This window comes from Streptomyces sp. NPDC049627 (genome assembly GCF_044465645.1).
Classification (GTDB): domain Bacteria; phylum Actinomycetota; class Actinomycetes; order Streptomycetales; family Streptomycetaceae; genus Streptomyces.
The window spans coordinates 17,335-35,133 of sequence record NZ_JBITLW010000009.1 but is presented as its reverse complement, the minus strand read 5'-3'; the positions used below and the strand labels follow the sequence as shown (position 1 = coordinate 35,133).

Sequence of the window (17,799 nt, the reverse complement as noted above, 5' to 3'; positions counted from 1 at the left end):
TGCCGGCTGCTGTGCGGTGTGGTGCCGCTGCCGGCACCGCGGGCCGTGCGGCGCGCTCAGGCGCCGGCCTGCTCCATGCGCCGGCGCAGACTGGCCGGCCGCAGGTCCGTCCAGACCTCCTCGATGCGCTGGAGGCAGTCCTGCTTCGAGCCTTCGGTGCCCTCGGCGTGCCAGCCGGCCGGCAGCTCCCGGTCCGCGTCCCAGATCGAGTACTGCTCCTCGTCGTTCAGGACGACCCGGTAGGTGCGGTGGTCGGTCTGCTCGTCAGCCATGACGGTGTCCCTTCGGTGGTCGGATGCTCGCCCAGCGTCCGACGGGGACCTATACCGGGGCTCTTATCGGCTCTCTTATGGCTCCAGCGGGGATCTGTCGGGCTGCCGCGACGGGACCGCGTCGCCCGATCACGGAAAGGCACAAGCCCCCGCGGAGACGGCACACGGCCCGGTCCCGACGGGGGAGTTCGGGACCGGGCCGTGTGGGTCCGGGGGGTGCGGGGACGTACCGGAGTGTCCTACTCGCGGGCTCCGATCAGCTGCACGGCTCGGGCCCGCAGCGCCGCTCCGACCGGCAGGACCGTGCCGAGGAGCGCCAGCAGGGTGGAGACCACCGCGACGCCCGCGACCACCGCGTACGGCACGACGATCGGGGTGGTGCCGAAGAGCTGCAACAGGGCTCCCCACAGCCCGGCCAGGTTGACGGCGGTGGCGGCCAGCGCCAGCACCACACCGATCGCGGACACCAGGAGCGACTCGGCGACGAAGAACCGCAGCACCTGCCTCGGGGTGGCGCCCGCGGTCCGCAGGACCGCCAGGTCGCGCCGGCGGTCCGCGGTGGCCATCAGCAGCGTGTTCAGGATCGCGATGAAGCAGAACAGCATGATGATCACCGCGGTGGAGCGCTGCCGGACCTCGTTCAGGTGCCGGGCGTAGGCGGCCTCGGAGGCGACCAGTTCGTCCCGCGTCATGAACTTGGCGCCGCTGCCGTCGACCGCCTTGCGGATGGCGGCGGTCGCGGCCTGCACGTCGGTGCCCTTGTCCAGGGTGATGTACGCGCGGCGGGCCAGGCCGTCGCGCGCGAACAGCGCGGTGTCGGCGAACCGGGACGGCAGGTAGGCCACGTCCTCGCCGCGCAGCGCCTTGTACACGGCGGCCACCTTCAGCTTCTGGGTGCTGCCGTCGGCCATCAGCACGGTCTGTGTGGAGCCGACGTCCATGTGCCACAGGTCGGCGACGGCCATGCTGTTGTCGTCGAGGTCGTCGAGGGAGCCCTCGACGACCTTGAGGTCCATGGTCCGCTTCAACGCCTCGGGGTCGACGACCAGGCCGTCGTTCTCGTCGTAGCGGTCCTCGTCCTTCCAGTAGACCGTGGTGAGCAGCGGCGCGGCGATCTGCACGCCGGGCACCTCGGCGACCCGGTCGACCACCTCGGTGCTGATGCCGGGCGTGTCGTCGGGGGCGAGGGCGTAGTCGGAGACGATCCGGTTGTGCAGGCCGCTGTCCCGGGCCGCACCCAGCGAGTCCGTGGCGGCGAGCAGGGAGAACGCAAGGCCGACGGTGAGCAGCACCGGCGCGGCCGTCGCCGCGGTCCGGCGGCGGGCGGTCAGCGCGCTCTCCCGGACCAGCATCGCGGTGGGGCCGTTCGCGCGGCGCCACGGCCACATCAGCAGCCGGGCCAGCGGGCCCACCGCCAGCGGGGCGAGGACGGCCGCCGCCAGCACCGGCACCATCAGCGAAACCACGTACACCGTCGGCGAGAGCACCGTCACCGGGGAGCCGGTGGCGATCCAGGCGGTCCAGCCGACGCCTCCGAGGAGGGCCACGGCACCGAGCAGGGCGCGGCCCGGGGTGACGCCCGTGTCGTCCACGGCGGCTTCCCGCAGCGCTTCGACGGGCTGGATGGAGCCGGCGCGGCGGGCCGCGGCGGCCGCACCGCCGACCGACACCAGCAACCCGACCAGGAAGGCGCCGACGAGCGGCACGAGCACGGTCCAGTGCAGGGACGGGGTGACGGTGAACCAGTCCGGCGACACCCCCATGGAGATCAGCATGTCGGCGAGGAGCTGCGCCCCGAACAGACCGAGGACGGTGCCCACCGCCGCGGCCACGCCGCCCACCAGGAGGGCCTCGTTGCGGACCATCTTCCGCACCTGCCTGGGGGTGGCGCCGACCGCTCGGAGCAGGGCGACCTCCCTGCGGCGCTGGACGACGGCGAAGGCGAAGGTGGACGCCACCACGAAAATGGCGGTGGTCCCGGCGACGCTCGCCATCACCGGCACCAGCGTGATCGTGTTGTCCAGGGTCTCGCGGTCCTCGGCCTCGCTGGCGTCGGCCTTGTGCCGGTCCTGGCCGGTGAGGACGTCGGCCTTCTCGCCGACGGCGTCCCGGACCGCGTCAGCGGGGCCGAGCGCCACCAGCGAGTCGATCCGCGGGGAGAGCCGCGCGGCCTCCGCCTCGGAGAAGAAGACGGCGTCCTCGTAGCCGACGGGGGCGACGGTTCCGCTGACGGTGTACTTCCGCACGGTGGACGCCGTCAGCACGGTCACCTCGTCGCCGGTGCGGGCCCGGTCGGAGGGGACCACGATCTGCCCGTCCGAAGCCGGCGCTGCGCCGTCGGTGAGGCGGTAGCCGCCGAAGCGGGCCACCGCCCACGGGTGCCCGACCTGGTCCTCGGGACCGCCGCGCAACTGCGCGTAGAAGGCGCGGTCGACGATGGTCTCGCCGGTCGCGGCGACCTGGTCGCGCAGTTCGGTGCTCAGCCCGCGGGCCGCCTCCGGAGAGCGGACGCCCAGATCGTGGTGGGCCGGGTCCCAGCCGTCCGACGGCGGGCGTACGACGGTGTCGGCGCCGGCGAAGCGCTCCACCGGCCGGTCGGGCAGGTCGAACGCCGTCGTCACGAGCAGCCCCATGGCCGCGACCTGCGCCACGCCGAGGACCAGGGCGACCACCGTGCCGAGGAAGGAGACCCAGCGCGCCCGCAGGGTCTGGAAGGCCACCCTGATCACGACGACACCGCCAGGTGCGTCATGCGGGCGGCGACGTCGTCGGCGGTCGGCTGGAGCAGCTCTCCGACGAGGCTGCCGTCGGCGAGGAACAGCACCCGGTCCGCGTAGGCGGCGACGTTCGGGTCGTGGGTGACCATCACGATGGTGGTGGTCACGCGGTCCTCGGCACCGGGGGCGTCGCCGCCCGGTCCCGCCAACGCCCGTAGGGTGACGAGGAGTTCACGGCCGGTGGACAGGTCGAGAGCGCCGGTCGGCTCGTCCGCGAAGAGCACGGCGGGGCGGGACACCAGAGCACGGGCGATGGCCACCCGCTGCTGCTGTCCGCCGGAGAGCTGGCTGGGCCGGCTGCCGGCCTTCTTGTCGAGGCCGACCTGGGCGAGCGCCTGCCGGACCGCGCCGCGCGGGGGCCTGCGGCCCGCCAGCCGCATCGGCAGCGCCACGTTCTGCTCGGCCGTCAGCGACGGCAGCAGGTTGAAGGACTGGAAGATGAACCCGGTGGAGGCGCGGCGGAGTTCGGTCAGCCGGGTCTCGTTCAGGCCCGAGGTGTCCTGGCCGTCGATGAAGACCCGGCCCGATGTGGGCCGGTCGAGCCCGGCCGCGCACTGCAACAGGGTGGACTTGCCGGACCCCGAGGGCCCCATGATCGCGGTGAAGCTACCCCTGGGGAAGGACAAGCTGGTCTCGCGCAAGGCGCTCACCGCGCTGTCGCCGGACCCGTAGGTCTTGGTGAGCGACTCCAGCCGTACTGCGTCATCCATCGGTTCTCCGCGCTTCGTGGGTGAGGGGATCGGCCGGCGTCCCGTCCACGACGGAGGCCGGCGCGGGCACGTCCGGGGCCGGCAGCGCCGCCGGCTCCGACGGGGTGTGCACCGCGTCGAGGGGTTCGATGCTGTCCGCGCGGTCCTCCCGGGCCGCTCCGGCCCTGCTGAAGACGACGGCCGCCACCAGGGCCAGCACCGCCATCACCGCCGACAGCGCCACGAGGGTGTGGCGGCTGCCGACTGCCTCCAGCAGGTATCCGGTACCGAGCGCGCCGAGCGAACTCGCCCCGGACACCAGGAGCATGACGACACTGCCGACCCGCCCCTGCATGTCGTTGGGGGTGATGCGCACCTGATAAGACATACCGGAGACGGTAACAGCGGCTCCTATAAACGACGTTATGTAGAAGAGCGCCCCAAGTGCCGCTGCTTGCCGGAAAAACACCGCTGTGGGCATGACCACGGCCCACGCGGTGTGCGCGAGGATCATGATCTGCCGCATGGCCAGCCGCCGGTTCAGCCAGCCGCCCGACAGCGCCCCGCACAGCCCGCCCATGCCACCCGCCGCCATGATCAACCCGATGGTGCCGGCGGCCCCTCCGTCCTCCCTGATCACCACGGCCACCGTCAGGATCAGCCCCTGGAACACCAGGTTGCTGACCGAGATGACCAGCAGCGCCGTCCTGAAGTAGGCCCGCCCCCACACCCAGTTGAATCCGGCCGCGACCTCGGAACGCATCCGGCGTCCCGTGCGCGGCGGACGCGTCGGCTGCGGTTCGCCCCTCAGCTTCACCAGGGTGACCAGCGACGCCAGGTAGAGCCCCACGCTGGTCAGGAACGGCACCCACGCCGACAGACCGAACATCGCCCCGCTCGCCGGGTGCCCGACGAAGTTGACGCCGCGGGAGCGGGCCTCGTTGGTGGCCATCGCCGCGCCCAGCTGCTGCGAGGGCACCACGTTACGCACCATGGCCCGTTCCGACAGCTGGTAGAAGACGGTCATGCTGCTCTGCACGAACGCCACCAGGGCGATGTGCCACACCCACACCGAATCCCCCAGCAGGGAGAGGGCGACCGTCGCCACGGCGACCATCCGCACCACGATGCACGTCATCATGACGCGCCGCCGGTTCAGCCGGTCCACCAGGACGCCTGCCGGCAGCTGCACGAGCAGCGCCGGCAGCAGCCCCGCGAACCCGACGATGCCCGCCGCGCTCTCCGACCTGGTGTGCCAGAGCACCAGCAGGGTGAAGGCCATCCCGGAGCAGCGCTCCGCCATCACCGACATCGCCGAGCCGGTCCACAGCAGCCGGAAGTCGCGGTAGCTGCGCAGCGACGGCAGCTTGTGCCTGCCCTTTCCGTGGGGGCGGGCTCTGCGCTTTCTGATCATGAACGTACGGCCCGGCACCATTCGAGGACCGCCATCGCGCTGTGCAGCTTGTGCGTGGCCTGGCTGAACGCCAGGCTGGCCGGGCCGTCCAGCACCTCCGCGGTGACCTCCTCGCCCCGGTGGGCGGGCAGGTCGTGCAGGAACACCGCGTCCGGGCTGCTCTCCCACAGGGCACCGGACACCTGGAACGGCGCGAACACCGTGCGCCAGTCCGCGTCCGGCTTGCTGGTGCCGGTGGTCTGCCAGCGGGTGGTGTACACGACGTCGAACCCGGTGGGCAGGGACGCCATGTCGTGCTGCTCGGACAGCTTCGCCCCGCTGCGCGCCGCCTGCTCGCCGGCGGTGGCGAGGATGTCCGCCGTCAGGCCGTACCCGGGCGGGGTGCGCAGCTCCAGCTCGGTGCCCGGGAAGCGGGTCAGGGCCAGGGCCAGCGCGGCGGCACTGTTGTTGCCCTCGCCCACGTACAGCACCCGCAGGCCCTCGACGCGGCCGAAGTGACAGTGCAGGGTGGTGAGATCGGTCAGTCCCTGGGTGGGGTGCTCCTCCGCGGTCATCGCGTTCACCACCGACATCGGCCCGGCCGCCGCCCAGGACCGCAGTTCCGCCGTCGCGTCCGACGTCCTGGCGACCAGCATGTCCAGCATGCCGGCCAGTACCCGGCCGGTGTCCTCGGTGGTTTCCCCCGTGTTCAGCTGGAGGTCGCCGGGACCGAAGGTCACCGTCTGCGCGCCGAGCCGCAGCGCCCCGGTGGTGAAGGCGGTACGGGTACGGGTCGAGGTGCGCCGGAAGTAGATGCCGACCACCTCGTCCCGCAGCGGCTTGGCGACCGCCCCGGCGGCGAATTCCGCCCCGCGGGCGACCAGCGCGCGCAGATCGTCGTCGGTCAGATCGGTCAGTGAGATGAGGTGACGCATGCGGATGTCCTTCGCTCGTTGGTCAGCGGGATTCGGCGAGCTGCGCGTCGATCTCCGCCCGGACGCGGTCCTCGATCTCCACGCCGAGCTGCGCGATGGTGGGCCGCTCGAAGACGACCCGTATCGGCAGGTCGAGGTCGAAGTCCTGCTGCAACCGCGAGACGAGGCGCACCGCGAGGATGGAATGCCCGCCGATGTCGAAGAAGCTGTCGTACACACTGGCGTTCTTGCCGAGCAGATCGGCCCAGATCGCGGCGATGCGCTCCTCGGCGGGGGTGCGGGGGGCGATGTAGGAGTCGGTCGTGGTGTCGTCGGGGTCGGGGAGGGCGCGGCGGTCGAGTTTGCCGTTGGCGGTGAGGGGGATCGCGTCCAACTGGACGTAGACGGACGGGGTCATGTACTCGGGCAGGATGTCGGTGAGGTCGGGAATCTCGCCGACGATGTAGGCGATCAGGCGCTGGTCCTGCTCCGAGACGATCACGGCCGCGTCGGTGACCTGTGGCTGGGCGACGAGCGCGGCGCGTACCTCGCCCAGTTCGATGCGGTAGCCGCGCACCTTGACCTGGTCGTCGATGCGGCCGAGGAACTCCACCGCGCCGTCCGAACGCCACCGCGCGAGGTCCCCGGTGCGGTACATCCGGCTGCCCGCCGGTCCGTATATGTCGGGGACGAACTTCTCGGCGGTACGGGTCGGGTCGCCCACGTAGCCGCGGGCCACGCCTGCGCCACCGACGAACAGCTCACCGACCGCACCCACCGGTACCGGACGCAGGTGGGCGTCCAGGATGTGCATCGCCACATTGGGCAGTGGCCGGCCGATCGGCACTACGCCGTCGAACGCTTCCACCAGGGGGAACACGCAGGTGCCGACGGTGGCTTCGGTGGGTCCGTATTCGTTGAGGACCGCTCCGTCGCCGAGGATACGGCGCCAGCGCTCGACGAGGGCGCCGGGCAGTGCTTCGCCGGCTACGACGACCTTGCCGGCGAGCGCGGCGATGTCGTCGTCCGGCAGCTGACTCGAGAGCACCTCGAGGTGGCCGGGGGTGAGCTTGACGAAGGAGAACGGGCGAGCGTCCGTCAATGCGGTGCCCAGCTCGGTCAGTTCACCGTTGAACAGCCAGGTGCGCTGCCCGGCCGCCAATGGCGCCCACACGTTCGGCACGACCAGGTCGAAGGCCACGGAGGAGAACACCGGTGCGCCACCGGTGCCGGCCGACGTCAATTCCCGTACGGCCCAGTCGACGTGGTTGACCAGGCTGCGGTGCGAGACCTGCACGCCCTTGGGGCGGCCTGTCGAGCCGGAGGTGAACACCGTGTAGGCCACCGAGTCCAGATCGACTGGCACCTCGGGCGCGCTGTCCGGCAGGTGCGACAGATCCTCGTCCACCCGTATCACCGGTACTTCGAACCGGTCCGCGTACGCGGCGGAAGTGACCGCCACCTGCACCGCGGCGTCCGTGATCATCCCGGCGATCCGCCCGGCCGGCAGCACCGGGTCCATGGGGACATAGCCGGCCCCCGCGCGCCACACTGCCAGCAGCGCCACCACCAGTTCGACCGACCGGTCCAGCAGGACCGCCACCGACGACTCGGCACCGACCCCTGCCGCACGCAGCCGGTGCGCCAGGCGATTCGCCCGGACATCCAACTCGGCGAACGACAGCGTCGTACCGCCCGACTCCACCGCCACCGCGTCCGGCCGCCGCGCCACCTGCTCCGCGATCAACTCCGGCACCGAGACCTCGCTCACCGGCACCCCGGAGTCGTTCCAGAGGCGGAGGAGCCGGTGTTCGTGGACGGTGGTGAGGTCGATCGCGGAGAGCGGTGTGCCGGGGGCGTCGACGACGGCCTGGACGAGGCGGACGAAGTGGTCGGCCATGCGCTCCACGGTGGTGTGCTCGAAGAGCGAGGTCGCGTACTCGAAGGCCCCGGTGAGCGATCCGTCGGCGTGGCGCCAGACGAACAGCGTGAGGTCGGTCTTGGCCACCCGCCAGGCCCCCTGGAAGGCGTCCATGAGGACACCGTCGGTGGCCACCATGGTCGCGCCCTCGTCCTGGAGGTCGAAGGCCACCTGGTAGAGCGGGGTGCGGGACAGGTCGCGGACCGGCTGGAGTTCGTCCACCAGCCGTTCGAAGGGCAGTTCCTGGTGGGCGAAGCCGGAGAGCACGGTGTCCTTGGTGCGGACGAGCAGGTCGGCGAAGGTGGGGTCGCCGGCCAGGTCGCAGCGCAGGACGAGGGAGTTGAGGAAGAAGCCCACGGTGTCCTGGGTCTCCGGGCGCAGCCGGCCGGTCACGGGGCTGCCGACGCCGAAGTCCTCCTGGCCGCTGTAGCGGGCCAGCAGCGCCGCGAAGGCGGCGAGCAGGGCGGCGTACGGCGTGGCCCCGTGCTGCCGGCCGATGCCGCTGAGGGCGTCCGCCAGGCCGGCGGGCACGGAGAACCGTACGCCCTGGCCGTGTCCGTCGCGGTGGGCCGGGCGGGGCCGGTCCGTGTGCAGCTGGAGTTCGGGCATGCCGCGCAGCGCGGACTTCCAGTAGTCGAGTTCGCGGTCCAGGACGGCGTCGTCGGAGCGGGCCGCCTGCCAGGCCGCGTAGTCGGCGTACTGCACGGCGGGTGCGGGCAGTTCGGGGGTGCGGCCCTCCTCGGCCGCCGCGCACAGCTCGCGGATCTCCCGCTCCAGGACGACCGTGGACCAGCCGTCGCTGGCGATGTGGTGGACGGTGACCAGGAGGACGGGGCCGCCGAGCGGGACCCGCACCAGCAGGGCACGCCACAGGGGGCCGTCGGTCAGGTCGAAGCCGCGGCGGAACTGTTCGTCGAAGAGCCGCTCCAGCTCGGGCTCGCCCGCGTCCTCCACGCGCAGTTCGACGGGCTGTGCGTCGACGACGACCTGGCGGGGTTCCTCGCCCTCGAGGACGTAGCGGGTGCGCAGGGCCTCGTGGCGCTGCTCCAGGGCGTCGAGGGCGGTGCGGACGGTGGCCTCGGTGGTGCCGGCGGGCAGCCGCAGGAAGAGCGGGGCGACCCATTCGGGGCTGCCGGGGTGCATGCGGTCCAGGAACCACAGGCGGTGCTGGCCGAAGGAGAGCGGCAGCGGTACGCCGCGGTCGACCGGGACCACCTCGGGCACGGCGGGCCGGGACTCCTCGATGAGGCGGGCCTGCGCCTCCACGGTGGACGCGCCGAACAGGCCGCGGAGCTGGACGTCGTCGCCGGACGCCTTGGTGAGGGCGACGGCGAGGCGGGTCAGGACGAGGGAGGAGCCGCCGAGGGCGAAGAAGTCGTCGTGCACGCCGACGTTCTCCACCTGGAGGAGCTGCTCCCACACGTCGGCGACGAGCCGTTCCGCGGGAGTGCGGGGCGCCACCGACGCGGGGGTGTCGCCGGGCGCGACCGTCTCGGGGGCCGCCGGGTCGGGCAGGGCGGACCGGTCGACCTTGCCGTTGGCGGTCAGCGGGAAGGCGTCCATGGGCACGAACTGGGCGGGGATCATCGACTCGGGCAGCCGGCGCCGCAGGAAGCTGCGCAGTTCGTCGCGGGGGATGCGGCGGCCCGCCACGAGGTGGGCCACGAGCCGGGTGCCCGCGGCGGCGGTGTACGCCCCGACGACGGCTCCCCGCACCTCGGGGTGGGCGTGCAGGGCGGCCTCGACCTCGGCCGGTTCGATGCGGACGCCGTTGACCTTCACCTGATGGTCGACGCGGCCCAGGTAGGCGAGGCTGCCGTCGGAGCGCCAGCGGGCCAGGTCGCCGGTGCGGTACATGCGGCTGCCGTCGCCGCTGTGCGGGTCGGGCAGGAAGCGCTCCGCGGTCTGTGCCGGGCGCCCGGCGTAGCCTCGGGCGAGGCCCGTGCCCGCGGCGTACACCTCGCCGACGACGCCGATGGGCACGGGGTCGAACTCCTCGTCCAGCACGTAGACGCGCAGTCCGTCGAGGGGACGGCCGATGGGCACGGCCTCCGTGTGGCGTGCCGGGTCGAACTCCTGGGCGGTGACGTCGACGGAGCACTCGGTGGGCCCGTACGTGTTCCACACCGTGGCGCCGGTCGGCTCGCTCAGCCGGCGGCACAGCTCGGCGTCGAGGGCCTCACCGGCGGAGAACACCATCCGCAGTCCGGTGCACTGGGCCCAGCCGGGCTCCTCGGTGAGCAGCCGCAGCACCGACGGGACGCCCTGCAGGACGGTCACGCGCTGCTCGGCGACGGTGCGCACCAGCAGTGCCGGATCGGACTCGGCGCCCTGCGGTGCCATCACCACGGTGCCGCCGGCGACGAGCGGCGCGAACAGCTCCAGGGCGGCGGCGTCGAAGGTGAGGACCGTCTTCAGCACCATCCGGTCGTCCGCGCCGAGGCCCTGCCGCGTCACCGTCCAGGACACCCGGTTGGCGATGCCGGCGTGCTCCACCAGCACCCCCTTGGGGAGGCCTGTGGAGCCGGATGTGTAGGTGAGGTAGGCGGCGTTGGCGGGATCGGCGGCGGGCGGCTCGGGGGCGGTGTCCGGCTGGGCGTCGAGGCCGGTCTCCGGGGCGTCCAGGAGCAGTACGGCGCTGTCGTCCAGCCCCTCGGGTGCCGTACCGCGCACCGCCAGGACCAGCCGGGCGCCGCTGTCCTCGACCATCCACGCGGTCCGCTCCGCGGGGTGGGCGGCGTCCAGCGGTACGTAGGCGGCGCCCGCCTTCCACACGCCGAGGAGGACGGCGGGCAGGTCGCGCCGGCGGGGGAGGCTGACCGCGACCCGCTCCTCCGGGGCGACGCCCCGGGCGCGGAGCAGCCGCGCGACGCGGTTCGCGTGCCGGTCCAGCTGCTCGTACGTCATCGTCCCCTGTGCGTCGTCGACCGCGATGGCGTGGGGGGTACGGACGGCTTGACGGGCGATCAGTTCGTGCAGCGGGACAGACATCTCTTCTCCAGAGGTGTTGATCAGGTGCGGGTCTGCGGTGCGGGGACGGCCTCGGGCAGGACCGTCCCTACGGCGTACGGCCGGGCAGGAAGCCCTCGATGAAGGTGCCGATCCCCCGCGTGCGTGCCTCGTCGCGGACGAACCGGGCCAGCGCCAGGTCCAGTACGCCGAGACCGAACGGGGAGAACACCACCGGCCGGCCGTCCTGGGGGACGGGTGCGGCGGTGCCCCTCAGCAGCGCGCCGATGGAGGCGTGGATGAAGTCCCGGCCGCCGGTGTGCTCCTGTGCCAGGTGTGGTGAGGTCTTCTCGCGGCACACATGGTCCGCATCGTCGACGACGTTGTGGGCGCCGAGGATCGCGGGCACGGTCAGGTCCCGCAGCGAGACGTGCAGCACCACGGTGCCGGGCGGGCAGGCGTCGAGGCCGGTGTGCGGGACGGCGGCGGTGGTCGCGAAGGACACCAGGTCGTGTGCGGCGAGGGCCTCGTCGAGGCTGCCGCAGTGCCGTACCCGGGCGCCGGGCAGCAGCCGGGCGTGGTCGGCGGTGAAACGGGCGGCGCGCTCCGGGTCCGTGTCGTACACGGCCAGCGAGTCGAGGTGGGGGTGGACCACCGCGAGGAAGCGGAGCACCTCGCGGTTGATGACGCCGGTGCCGATGAGGGTGACGCCGGTGGGCCGGCGCCCGTCGAGCAGGAGCCGGGAGGCGAGCGCGGCGGAGGCGGCGGTGCGCCGGGCGGAGATGAGGGAACCCTCGATGAGCGCCTCGGGGTGCCCGGTCTCCAGGGAGTTGAGCAGGATCGCGGCGCTGGCGCGCTCATGACCGCCTGCGATGTTGCCCGGGAAGGACGAGATCCACTTCATGCCGGCGACCTCACCGCCCGGTGTCCCGTCGCCGGCCGCCGCGCCGAGGTAGCCGGGGAGGCCGATGATGCGGTCTCGGGGGCGGTCGGGAAAGCGCAGGAAGACGGAGTGCGGCAGTACGGTGCGCCCCTCGTCGTGGCGTTCGTAGGCCTCGGCGACGAGGTCCACGATCTCCTTCTCACGCCCGGTCAGAAGCCCGGCCACTTGCCCGTGTTCGATGATCAGCATGCGCTCACCGCCATGAAGAGATCGGGTTCCTGCCACAGATGGGAGACCTCTCCGAAGTGGGCGCGCACCCAGTCGTCGGAGTAGATCGAGTCGAGGTACCGGTCGCCCCGGTCGGGGAAGATCAGCACGACGTTGCGGCCGGCCGGGATGCGGGCCGCGAACTTGCCGAGCGCGGCGGTGACCGCGCCGGAGGAGCCGCCGGCGAGGATGGCCTCGCGGTCGGTCAGGGTCCGGCACCCGACCACGCACTCCAGGTCCGAGACGTGCACCACCTCGTCGGCCAGCGTCGGATCGAAGAGCGCGGGCCGTACCGCCGCGCCGTGTCCGGGCAGCAGCCGCGGTCCGGACGCCCCGCCGAACAGCACGCTGCCCAGTGCGTCCACGCCCACCAGGGTCGTGGCCAGCCGGTGTTCGCGGATGTAGCGGGCGCAGCCGGTGAGGGTGCCGCCGGTTCCGGTGGAGCAGAACAGGTAGTCGACGCGGCCGTCGAGGGCCTCGGCGATCTCCCGCATGGTCCGCTCGTGCGCCAGCGGGTTGCGCGGATTGGCGTACTGGTTGGGCCAGTAGGCACCGGGGATGGTCGCGACGAGCTCCCGTACCCGCTTCAGGCGCGTCGGCAGGTAGGCCCGCGTCTCGGGGTCGACCTCGGTGACCATGTCGACGGTGACGCGGTAGGCCCGCAGGATGGCCAGGTTCTGCTCGGTGGTCTTCGGGTCGACGACACAGATGAAGTCGATGCCGAAGTACCGGCAGATCTGGGCCATGCCGATGGCGAGGTTGCCGGAGCTGGACTCCACCACCGTGGACCGGCCCGGCACCAGGTCACCGCTGCGGATGCGGCCCAGCAGCATGGAGAGCGCGGACCGGTCCTTGACGCTGCCGCCCGGGTTGAACGCCTCCAGCTTGGCGAAGACGCGGGAGCCGAACCGGGGCAGCAGGCCGGTGAGTTCCACCAGCGGCGTGTTGCCGACGCCGTCGAGGATGCCGTGGAGCACGGGAGCGCTCATGAGACGGCGCCGGGGTGGCCGCCGAGGGCGAGCAGGGCCCGCTTGTCGTCGCCGTCGGTGAGCTGGATGCGGCCGACGGGACGGTCCGCCTCGTCGACGGCGGCGGTGAGGAACCGTATGTACTGGTCGAACAGCCGCTCCATGGTGGACCGTTCGAACAGCGCCGTGTCGTAGCGCAGGGCGATCGTGAGGCCGTTGGCGTCACGGGTCACCTCCAGCGACACGTCGCACTGGCCCTCCAGATGCGGGATCTCCAGATAGGTGACGGTGAGGCCGCCCACCAGCATCGGCACCCCGGCGGCGGCGACCTCCATGCCGCCGTCGAAGCGTTCGGTGGAGACCATGGTCATGGCGATCCGGTACAGCGGCCCGCCGTCCCCGGCGTCCTGGGCGACCAGCGGGAACGGATACGTGGCGCGTGCGGTGGCCTGCCGTATCCGGTCCGCGGCGCGGTCGATGACCTCGCCCAGGGTGGCGTTCCTGGTGATCTCCGCCCGCACCAGCACCGGGTTGACGTAATAGCCGACGACCTCGCGGGCCGCGGAGCGGCGCACGGACGCCGGGCAGGCGATGAGGAAGTCCCGCAGGCCGGTCCAGCGGTTCACCAGGGCCTGGAGCGCGCCGAGCGCCACCGCGAACTGGGAGACCTCGCGGTCGGCCGCGGCACGCCGGATGCGCTCCGAGAGCGCGTCGGGCAGCCTGCGCACCAGGCTCGCGCCCTTGCTCGCCGGTACAGCCGGACGGGGCCGGTCGGTGGGAAGTTCGGCGGCTTGCGATCCGGCGCACTGCTCCCGCCAGAAGTCGGCCTGGCGGGAGCCGCGCGAGGAGTCCAGCAGGGTGCGTTCGGCCGCCACGAAGTGGTCGAAGTCGGTGGCCGGCGGCTCCAGTCGGGGGTCCTTGCCCTCGGCGAGGGCCGCATAGGCGGAGAGCAGGTCGCGCCAGAGCAGCCACTGGGACAGGGCGTCGGTGGCGATGTGGTGGGTGACGACGAGCACCACGGCATCCGCGCCGCGCCGCAGCAGTACGGCCCGGAACGGGCCCTCGTCGGTCAGCCGGAACGGCGCGGCGACCTCCGCGTCCACCATCCGGCGCAGCTCCTCGTCATCGGCGCCGGGCACCTCGCGCACCGTGAGGCGCCCGATCTCACCGGGCGGCAGGACGCGGCGCCGCGGGCCGTCCTCGGTGTCCGCGTACACCGAGCGGAGCATGGGGTGCCGCTCGCTGACCGCGTCGACGGCCCGCGCCAGGATCTCGGGATCGGGCGCCGGCTCCATGCGGACACCTCCCGCGAGGTGGTAGGTGGAGCTGTCGGGGGCCAGGCTGTGGAGGAGCCACAGTCCTTCCTGGCCCACCGAGAGGGGCAGCGCCCCGTTCCCGGGGTCCGTGTGGGTCATGGGTCAGACTCCCGCCTTGTACGCCATGAGGAAGTCGGCGACGTCACTGACCCTCAGCAGGTCGCCGACCTTGTCGTCGGGCACCGACAGACCGAAGTTTTTTTCCACCGCCGCCAGCAGGTCGATGCGGGTCAGGGAGTCCATGCCGAGGTTCTCGAAGCTGGCGTCGGCGGTGACCTCGCCCTCCAGGTCGGGGGCGGTGCGCAGGGTGAGGTTGATGATCTCGACGATCATTTCGTCTCGGGTCATGGTTGTTCCGTCTCTGTGAGCAGTGAGCAGTGAGCAGTGAGGCGTGGGGGGCGGTGAGGCGTGGGGGAGCAGTGAGCAGTCAGGCCCGTCAGGGCATGTCGACGACCTGGCCGGCGTAGGTCAGGCCGGCGCCGAAGCCGAGCAGCAGTACCTTCTCGCCGGGGGTGGCACGGCCGCTCTCCTTGAGGCGGTTGAGCGCCAGCGGCACGGAGGCCGCCGAGGTGTTGCCGGTGTCGACGACGTCGTTGACGACGCGGTCCTGCGGCAGGCCCAGGTTGTCCGTCAGGGTGCGGATGATCCGGTTGTTGGCCTGGTGCGGCACGAACCAGGCGATGTCCTCCAGGGAGACACCGGCGGCCGCGCACGCCCGGTGGGCCACGTCCGGCATCGTGGCCGTCGACCACTTGTAGACCAGGGGGCCGTTCATGGTGACGTACTCGCGGCCGTCGGCCTTCTCCGTGATGCCGAGCACCTCGTGCCGCGCACCGTCGCTGCCCCACACCGCCGGGCCGATGCCGGCCGTCTCGGAGCGGGACACCACGGCGGCGCCGGCGCCGTCACCGAAGATGACGAAGGTGTCCGGGTCGTTGGGGTCGATCCACTCGCTGGTCCGCTCGGCGCCGATGACCAGCGCGTGCCGCGCTTCGCCGAGCCGTACCGCGTTGGAGGCCATGGCCAGGGAGTAGGTGAAGCCGGCGCAGACCGCGTTCAGGTCGTAGGCACCGGAGTTCGGCAGGCCGATGCGGCTGGCGACCTCGGGCGCCACACCGGGCATGCGGACGCGGCGGGTGGCGCTGGCCACGATCGTGAGGTCCACCTCGGCCGGGTCGATGTCGGCCTCGACCACCGCCTTCTCCCCGGCCGCCGCCGCCATCGCGGCGATGGTCTCCTGCTCGTCCGCGTGATGGCGGGTCTTGATGCCGGTGCGGCTCTCGATCCACTCCGGGGAGACGGTGGTCCGCTGCGACAGTTCCTCGTTGGCCACGAGGCGGGCGGGCCGGTAGACCGCGAGAGCGGCTATGCGTGATCCGTGTGTGGTGAGCATCTCTCTTCCCAACTGCGGGTCGGCTGGACGGACTTGTGCGGGTCGTACTGCGGCGGACGTGTGTACGGCCGCTCAGGCCTCGGACGGCTCCGCCATGGCCACGGCGATCCGCCGGGGCCCGGTGAACGGCTCGCGGGCGTGCGCGGCGAGCATGTTGTCGACGATCAGGACGTCGTCGCGCTGCCAGTCGAAGCGGACGGACGCCCCGCGGTAGCAGCCGCGCAGGTGATCCAGTACGTCGTCGGGGATGGTGCCGCCGTCGCCGTAGAACGTGTGCGTGGGCAGGTCCTCGTCGTCGAAGATCGCGCGCAGTCCGGCGCCGACCTCCGCGGGCAGCGTGCTGGTGTGGAAGAACGTGGCGTGGTTGAACCACACCTCCTCGCCGCTGACCGGGTGCCGGTGCACCGCGCGGCGGACCGCGGTGGTGCGCAGCCCTCCGTCGGGCCGCCACTCGGCCTCGATGCGCCGCTCCGCGCAGTACGCGACCACGGCGTCCCGGTCGGAGGTGTTGAACGCCTCCTGCCAGGGCACGCCGAACCCGGTGTGGAAGTTGCGCACCACCTGCCAGCCACGCGCCTCGAACTCGGCCCGCACCTGCGGGTCGATCGCCGCGAGGACCCGCCGGATGTCGGCGAGCGGCGTCGCGCCCTGGGTGGTGGGCGGCTCCACGCAGTAGAAGTACAGCGTGCGGGGCCACACCGCCTGGTAGGAGTTCTCGTTGTGCAGGAAGATCTCCTCGGCCGGCGGGTAGTCCGTCGACGTGTAGACCTGGCCCTTGATGGTGGAGCGGGGCGAAGAGCGTTCGGCGTAGGCCAGCGGGGGAGTGCCGGAGAAGGCGCGCACGGTCTGGTCGAAGCCGTCGACACCGCCCACGTCGAAGCCGCGCAGCAGCAGCGCCCCGCGCTCCGCGAGAGTGGCGCGCAGTTCGGCGCGGTGCTCGGTGAGGTAGGCGTGGATGCCGGTGCCGGGGGCGTCCGGCCGGCACACACCGGGCACGGTTCCGCTTCCCAGCCAGCCGGCAGGGGTCTCTTCCGAGGTGATGGTCATGGTCAACTCGCTTGGTCGTCGCGGCGTCTGGGACCGGGCAGGCCCGGTTCGTGGACCGTGGACGGTCAGTCGGACATCGCCACCAGCACCCGCCGGTCGCCCGTGTAGGGGCGTCGGCCGTGCGCCAGCAGCAGGTTGTCGATGAGCAGCAGGTCGCCGGCGTGCCAGTCGACGTCGACCGCGTGCTCCAGGCCCCGGTCGCGGATCTGCACCACGTACTCGGCGGGGATGGGGCTGCCGTCGGCGAAGGTCACCGACTGCGGCAGCTCGTCCTCGGAGAGGATCTGGGCGAGTTCCTTCGCGGTCTCGTCGCCGAGGCCGGCCGGGTGCCACTGGTCGGCCTGGTTGAACCACACCTCGGTGCCGGCCACCGGGTGGACGGTGGTGGAGGGGCGCAGCGACTCGACGCGCAGGCTGCCGTCGCGCCGCCAGGTCCAGTCGGCGCCCGCGCCCTTCAGGAACGACTCCACCGCGCCCCGGTCGGACGTCTCGAAGGTGTCCTGCCAGCTCTTGCCGAGGCCGTAGCCGTCGTGCAGGTTCTGGACGTAGCGCACCCCGCCCGCGAAGGCGTCCCGCACCTCCGGGTCCAGCGACCGAAGCCACAGCGCCGCGTCGAGCACGGGGGTGGCGCCGCCTCCACCGGGGGTGATCTGGCAGAAGAACGCCAGACGGGCGGGCCAGGCGTGGGCGTAGCTCATCTCGTTGTGCATCGAGATGGTGTACTCCTGCGGGTACTCCGTCGAGGTGTAGACGTTGCCCCCGACCTTGGTGCGCGGCGAGTTGCCGTGCACGTAGGCCAGGCGGTTCGGCAGCAGCCGGTCCAGCACCGGGTCCAGGGTCTCGGGCGTGATGCCGAAGCCGCGGAACACCAGCGCCTTCTCCCGTGTCAGCGCACCGGTCAGCCCTCCTTCCAGGGCGTCCACGTGCCGCAGCAGCTCCTCGGGGCCGCCGCCCTCGGCCGCCTTGATCTCCGTCGGTGCCCAGGCCGTGGTACTCGCCATGTCACCTCT

13 protein-coding genes are annotated in these 17,799 nt (G+C 72.2%); all 13 read right to left on the bottom strand.

The window, feature by feature from the left end; genetic code table 11:
- Positions 1–56 precede the first annotated feature (56 nt).
- The 13 genes from ACIBU0_RS24540 to ACIBU0_RS24480 all read right to left on the bottom strand — a co-directional run bounded on the left by ACIBU0_RS24540 (position 57) and on the right by ACIBU0_RS24480 (position 17,790).
- Positions 57–272 (bottom strand): MbtH family protein, encoded by a 216-nt coding sequence (locus ACIBU0_RS24540; RefSeq protein ID WP_398821811.1) that lies wholly within the window; start codon positions 270–272, stop codon positions 57–59.
- A gap of 239 nt (positions 273–511) precedes the next feature.
- Positions 512–3,001: an FtsX-like permease family protein gene (locus ACIBU0_RS24535; RefSeq protein ID WP_398821809.1), complete on the bottom strand. Its 2,490-nt coding sequence runs from the start codon at positions 2,999–3,001 to the stop codon at positions 512–514.
- Positions 2,998–3,759: an ABC transporter ATP-binding protein gene (locus ACIBU0_RS24530; RefSeq protein WP_398821807.1), complete on the bottom strand. Its 762-nt coding sequence runs from the start codon at positions 3,757–3,759 to the stop codon at positions 2,998–3,000. Before ACIBU0_RS24530 ends, ACIBU0_RS24535 begins: the two co-directional genes overlap by 4 nt.
- Positions 3,752–5,152, bottom strand: coding sequence for an MFS transporter (locus ACIBU0_RS24525; RefSeq protein ID WP_398821805.1), 1,401 nt, complete (start codon positions 5,150–5,152; stop codon positions 3,752–3,754). The genes ACIBU0_RS24530 and ACIBU0_RS24525 overlap by 8 nt, the downstream gene beginning before the upstream one ends.
- Entirely contained in the window at positions 5,149–6,066 is a 918-nt protein-coding gene (locus ACIBU0_RS24520; RefSeq protein WP_398821803.1) for an ornithine carbamoyltransferase, read from the bottom strand. The genes ACIBU0_RS24525 and ACIBU0_RS24520 overlap by 4 nt, the downstream gene beginning before the upstream one ends.
- A gap of 22 nt (positions 6,067–6,088) precedes the next feature.
- Complete coding sequence (locus ACIBU0_RS24515; protein WP_398821801.1) at positions 6,089–10,957, bottom strand: amino acid adenylation domain-containing protein; 4,869 nt, start codon at positions 10,955–10,957, stop codon at positions 6,089–6,091.
- Between the two features lie 67 nt (positions 10,958–11,024).
- A complete protein-coding gene (gene sbnB, locus ACIBU0_RS24510) occupies positions 11,025–12,047 on the bottom strand; it encodes a 2,3-diaminopropionate biosynthesis protein SbnB (RefSeq protein ID WP_398821799.1) in 1,023 nt (340 codons plus the stop codon).
- The gene (gene sbnA, locus ACIBU0_RS24505; RefSeq protein WP_398821797.1) at positions 12,041–13,054 is read right to left on the bottom strand and encodes a 2,3-diaminopropionate biosynthesis protein SbnA; all 1,014 of its coding nucleotides are present in this window, start codon (positions 13,052–13,054) and stop codon (positions 12,041–12,043) included. Before sbnA ends, sbnB begins: the two co-directional genes overlap by 7 nt.
- Positions 13,051–14,448: a condensation domain-containing protein gene (locus ACIBU0_RS24500; RefSeq protein WP_398821795.1), complete on the bottom strand. Its 1,398-nt coding sequence runs from the start codon at positions 14,446–14,448 to the stop codon at positions 13,051–13,053. Before ACIBU0_RS24500 ends, sbnA begins: the two co-directional genes overlap by 4 nt.
- Before the next feature lie 3 nt (positions 14,449–14,451).
- The gene (locus tag ACIBU0_RS24495) at positions 14,452–14,697 is read right to left on the bottom strand and encodes an acyl carrier protein (RefSeq protein ID WP_380861979.1); all 246 of its coding nucleotides are present in this window, start codon (positions 14,695–14,697) and stop codon (positions 14,452–14,454) included.
- An 88-nt stretch (positions 14,698–14,785) separates the two neighbouring features.
- The gene (locus ACIBU0_RS24490; protein ID WP_394729057.1) at positions 14,786–15,742 is read right to left on the bottom strand and encodes a beta-ketoacyl-ACP synthase III; all 957 of its coding nucleotides are present in this window, start codon (positions 15,740–15,742) and stop codon (positions 14,786–14,788) included.
- 72 nt (positions 15,743–15,814) lie between these two features.
- Entirely contained in the window at positions 15,815–16,789 is a 975-nt protein-coding gene (locus ACIBU0_RS24485; RefSeq protein WP_398821792.1) for a TauD/TfdA family dioxygenase, read from the bottom strand.
- A gap of 65 nt (positions 16,790–16,854) precedes the next feature.
- Positions 16,855–17,790: a TauD/TfdA family dioxygenase gene (locus ACIBU0_RS24480; RefSeq protein ID WP_398821790.1), complete on the bottom strand. Its 936-nt coding sequence runs from the start codon at positions 17,788–17,790 to the stop codon at positions 16,855–16,857.
- Positions 17,791–17,799 lie beyond the last annotated feature (9 nt).